Origin of the sequence: Tepidiphilus olei (assembly GCF_006980705.1) — a bacterium.
GTDB classification, from domain to species: Bacteria; Pseudomonadota; Gammaproteobacteria; order Burkholderiales; family Rhodocyclaceae; genus Tepidiphilus; species Tepidiphilus olei.
Map to the genome: position 1 here is coordinate 1 of NZ_SBHO01000017.1, position 4,352 is coordinate 4,352.

At 56.8% G+C, this 4,352-nt stretch carries 6 protein-coding genes and 1 pseudogene; 3 read left to right on the forward strand and 4 right to left on the reverse strand.

Going from position 1 to position 4,352, the window contains the following annotated elements:
- Positions 1 to 203 precede the first annotated feature (203 nt).
- The 3 genes from EPD80_RS11215 to EPD80_RS11225 form a co-directional block, all read right to left on the reverse strand.
- Positions 204 to 1,196, reverse strand: a complete 993-nt coding sequence (locus tag EPD80_RS11215; protein WP_142811830.1) for a hypothetical protein — start codon at positions 1,194 to 1,196, stop codon at positions 204 to 206.
- A gap of 303 nt (positions 1,197 to 1,499) precedes the next feature.
- Positions 1,500 to 2,021: a GNAT family N-acetyltransferase gene (locus EPD80_RS11220; RefSeq protein ID WP_142811832.1), complete on the reverse strand. Its 522-nt coding sequence runs from the start codon at positions 2,019 to 2,021 to the stop codon at positions 1,500 to 1,502.
- Positions 1,993 to 2,313 carry a type II toxin-antitoxin system TacA family antitoxin gene (locus tag EPD80_RS11225; RefSeq protein ID WP_142811834.1) on the reverse strand — a complete coding sequence of 107 codons (321 nt, stop codon included), beginning with the start codon at positions 2,311 to 2,313 and terminating at the stop codon, positions 1,993 to 1,995. The genes EPD80_RS11220 and EPD80_RS11225 overlap by 29 nt, the downstream gene beginning before the upstream one ends.
- Positions 2,314 to 2,745: 432 nt before the next feature.
- Here EPD80_RS11225 and EPD80_RS11230 point away from each other — a divergent pair, with 432 nt between their 5' ends.
- The 3 genes from EPD80_RS11230 (at position 2,746) to EPD80_RS11240 (ending at position 4,121) form a co-directional block, all read left to right on the forward strand.
- Positions 2,746 to 3,024, forward strand: a complete 279-nt coding sequence (locus EPD80_RS11230; protein ID WP_142811836.1) for a type II toxin-antitoxin system RelE/ParE family toxin — start codon at positions 2,746 to 2,748, stop codon at positions 3,022 to 3,024.
- Positions 3,024 to 3,317 carry a HigA family addiction module antitoxin gene (locus EPD80_RS11235; protein WP_142811838.1) on the forward strand — a complete coding sequence of 98 codons (294 nt, stop codon included), beginning with the start codon at positions 3,024 to 3,026 and terminating at the stop codon, positions 3,315 to 3,317. Before EPD80_RS11230 ends, EPD80_RS11235 begins: the two co-directional genes overlap by 1 nt.
- A 150-nt stretch (positions 3,318 to 3,467) precedes the next feature.
- Complete coding sequence (locus tag EPD80_RS11240; RefSeq protein ID WP_142811840.1) at positions 3,468 to 4,121, forward strand: hypothetical protein; 654 nt, start codon at positions 3,468 to 3,470, stop codon at positions 4,119 to 4,121.
- A 19-nt stretch (positions 4,122 to 4,140) separates the two neighbouring features.
- On the opposite strand, the pseudogene EPD80_RS11245 reads toward EPD80_RS11240, so the two are convergent.
- Positions 4,141 to 4,352 (reverse strand): annotated as a pseudogene (locus EPD80_RS11245) (PIN domain-containing protein); the annotation flags it as partial.

The following is a 4,352-nucleotide window of genomic DNA, read 5'->3' on the forward strand; positions in this document are numbered from 1 at the left end:
CAACAGCCGTGCAACCGCCCTGTCCTTGAAGGACTGTCCGTATCTGGCCACTTCGTTCTTCCTTTGTCGCCCTCTGGTTTCAGGATCTATCGAGACGACAACTATTCTGACACAGAGGGCTGCTCAGTTCGCGCTTTGCCGCCGTGCGCGTGTGTGCCGCTCACGGTAACACTGAGCTTGCTAAGAAATGATCTGGCGGCGTCTTAGTGCGTCGGTACAGGCCCACTGCTTGGACCGTTCGGCTTGGGTGATTCTCTGCTAAAGACCATGCGACTGCACTGAACGAAATCGCCCCACTGGACGTTGAGCACAGCCATATTTCGTGCATCTGCAACTACATCCTCAGCGAGTTGAAGATACTTGCTCTTGTCTCCGGGTAGCTCATTCGTCGCAAAGTTCCAGGCGGCAATAATCCCGGCAATGTAGTCCGGGAGACGGATGAACTCATCAAACCACATCGCATCCTTCTCGGCATCAGGGGTTGGAACGGCAATCACGGGCATGTCTTGCGGTATTGGAATGTTGAAGTGCTCTGCGAGGCCATACAGATTTTCTCTGCCGAAATCCCAGATGACGCCATCACACCATGTTGTCATCTTGTCTCGATCAGAAAACCATCCAACGATTTCAACAGGCCGTTCGCGGGCCAGCACGAGGGTCACGAAACAAAGCAGGTACGACAAGACGTACATGTCAGCCAGCAATCCGACGTTGAAGCTACTAGCCTGAGCGTGTTGCTTAAGTGCCTTCAGGCGCCGCATGTTTTCTTTCGAGCGACCGTGCTTGGTCAATTCTTCGACTGTGATTGCCAAGCTTTCACGAGCAATTTTTCGAGGGTCGGAACCGGGGCCGTTGTTGAATACGGCAGGTGGACTTCGAAACACAAATCCGAAGTGGAACCGGCGTGGGTGGACAAGGAATGCAGCGGCGTCTTCGCCAATGCTCTTGGTCTTCTTGAGGTCCTTCGGAAGCGCGTCTCGAATCTCGCCCTTGAGCACATCAAGGTAGTCGTCATACGGAATGACAGAAAACGCAAAAGCGTTATTCGGCCGACTCTGATCGTGGAGACAGTAGTCAGCGGCGATTTGCCACTTCGTCACTCCCGCGTTTGCCGCCAGAAAGGCGCGAAAGTCGTCGATAGCCGACTTGTCGAGGGTTTCAAAGAGGGCGCCGAGGAAATCAGTAGGCTGGATCAATCGTACTCTCCGAGAGTTGGCTGGGTCTTCTTGTTGGGTATGCGCCCAAGCTATCATCATAGCGACGGGACAACGATACGTCGCCACTGGCAGAAAATGGGGAGCCCCACCGGGGCGGACGGGCACGGGGTAAGCAAAGAAAGGGATACCCACTTAGTTGCCCACTTAGTTGCCCACTTAGAGTTAACGTAACGCATCTTCCGACGCCCCCTTTTTTCTTCTTGACGCATTCACCCCTCTTGCCTACACTGCCTGCATGAGTCCTGCCGGGGCCGCCCCATGCCCCGCCCCAGCCCGGGAAAGTTAGCGCTTACGCAGCAGTTCCTGAATCTCAGGCAGCGGCATGAACAGCAAGAGTCCATTTTCCGGCGCCTGACGGAACCCAAAGCTTTTGTAATAACCGGCAGCCTTATCGTCCTTGGCATCCACGATGAGGCCCGTGCAGCCCGACAACTCCGCCACGCGTAGGACTCTTGTCATCGCATCGACCAGCAGAACCTGCCCCAGACCCTGGCCCTGAAAACGGCTATCGACGGCCAGGCGGGCCAGACGAACCACAGGCAGTTGATGGATGGGCAGCTTGTATTTTTTGACGACATCAGGCGGTAACGCACCGAGATCGACGTTCGCATTGGTCAGCGCGTAGTAGCCGAAAAGCACGCCATCCATTTCCCCGCAGAATGTGCGGGTAATGTTCCTTTTCTCGTGCTGAGAGGCAGTCTCAGCAAGATATCGGTTCAGCGCGGGCGTGCCGCAATCGAACTGCGAACGTGCATCAAGAAGATCCCTCGGCAACTTAGAGAGCGGGTGAATCTTCGTTGTCATCAATGAGCTCACGGTATTGGGCCAGCGCTTTCTTTAATTTGGCGTTCGGCGAACGCGGGCTGGCCAGTTGTTCCAGAAACCACTCCGAGTCCCGTTCGGAGAGGACGATGTTTTTCATTTCATAACGGTCGATGAATTCCTGAGCATGCTGATGCACCACCTGAACGATGTACGCGTTCACGGGGATGCCCGTCAGTTCAGCAGCTCGCTGAATCGTTTTCTGTACGCTCAAAGGAACCCTGGCCGTGATCCGGCCCTTCTCTGATTGATTCGCACTCATGCGGCGTGACATGGTCAGTAACTCCGAGAGGTATAAATAAGGGGCTTGCGCCCTATCGTATGGAAGAGTGATCAAACCTCGATCATTTCCCAGGTAACTTCCGTACCAGCGAGGTCTGCTCGCGGGTGATGATGTTCAAATGGGTGAAACGGGTGAGCATCAAAATCAAGGCATAGGCTTTCGCCTTTGACGGACTATCCGTCCTAAATTGTACGCCGGTGCCAGTATAGCACCATGTGTGTTTTTTGACACCACCCTCACCTAAAAAAGACCTAAAAAGAAAACACTAAAAAGGACACCCACTTAGTTACACTTAGTTAACGTAACGCCTCATTCCGCATTCCGACGCCCCAAGCCCTCCTGCCCTGTTAAGGTTCCCCAATGATCGCTTCGAGTTTGGGGTGATCGATTTGTTGCCTGTTGCGCAACATGCTAAAATGAATCATGATCAAATCGTTCCGGCACAAAGGCTTGCGCAGATTCTTCGAGACAGGCAGCACATCGGGCATCCAGGCCAGTCATGCCAAACGCCTGCGGATATTGCTCGCCGCTCTGGAGACGGCGCAGACGATTGACGACATGGATATCCCGGGCTTTCGCCTGCATCCGCTCAAAGGCGAGTTGGGCGGACGCTGGTCGGTTAGCGTGAGCGGTAACTGGCGAATGACTTTCGAGTTCCGTGACGGGAACGCATACGTTGTGGACTACGAGGACTATCACTGATGGCCATGCATAACCCCCCTCATCCTGGTGAATTCATCACCGAGGTTTATCTGCAGCCCTATGACATCAGCGCCCGCGAGCTTGCGCGTAGGCTCGATGTCGCGCCCTCCACCTTGAGCAGAATCCTCAAGGGCAGAAGCCGGGTGACGCCGGACATGGCGCTGCGGCTGTCGAAGGTGCTTGGACGCAGCCCCGAGAGCTGGCTTGCCCTGCAGGATGCCTACGATCTCTGGGTCGCTCGCCAGCACACGAATCTTGAACGCGTCAGCAAACTCGAGTTGGCTATGACCTGACGGGGGTAGGCGGGGGAGACATCTTTCTCCACGCCCATTCCCTCAAAAGAACAAAGGGACACCCACTTTCTTTTCTTTTGGGTGATCGACGTGGTGGGCGTGTCGGATGCGAGCATGGCGGGCATGAATGTGCTGTGGGTGGGGTGAGACGTGATATCGAAGAAACCAGATCCCGCCCTGGTCGCCATCCTGGTCAACCGGGAACTCAGCCGCCTATCCAACCAAGTCAAAACGCTGGAAAAGGTGCTGCACGCGCCTTATTCCGACAAAGAGCACCAGCGCTTGCTCACGCTGGCAGCTAGCTGGCGCGCACTGCTGGCGTTTGACGATGGTGCGCCGAAGCTGGCCGACGCACTGGAAGCCTTTGCTGCCGCCTACCAGCAGCGCTCACCCGATCTGGAACGACTGCACGACGAAGTGGTTTTCCAGGCCGGCGTCTACCGAATGGGCCACTGGCATCTGGTCAAGCATTTCATCCCCGGCGTCACCGACTGCCTGGACGACTTCGGCAACGTCCTGCCCAAGTACCGTCACGCCTTCAAACGCCGCTACGAGGCTGACGGCAACCTCAGCGTCGAAGCCCAGTCGCAGCTGCTCAAGGCGCAGTACGCGCTGATCCCCAACCGCCGAGATCCCTACCGGTACGAAGAGATGAAGCGGCAAGGGCTGGTCACCGCCGACGGCATTGTGCCGATGGGCGTGAAGGAAGCGTTGGCGCTGATCGAGTGGGAAGAGGCGCAGGCCGCGCAACCAGCCAAGCGCGGTGTCGTGGCGTGGGTGGCGGATCGGTTGAGGCGGCGGTGACTGCCGGGCTCGCGCCGGATTATCGGCGTCGGCGGCGGTGAGCGGGCAGCCAGTCGGCGAACTCGGCCACCGTGAGGATGGGAATATGAAACTGGTCTCTGACCGCCTGAATGTCGCTGTCGCCACTGACCAGTGCATCAGCCTGAGCCACGGCGGCGAGCGCCAGGAAGATCACATCGTCGGGATCACGAATCTCCGGCAGCCCCCCGGGCCTTGCCTCGACCTTAACGG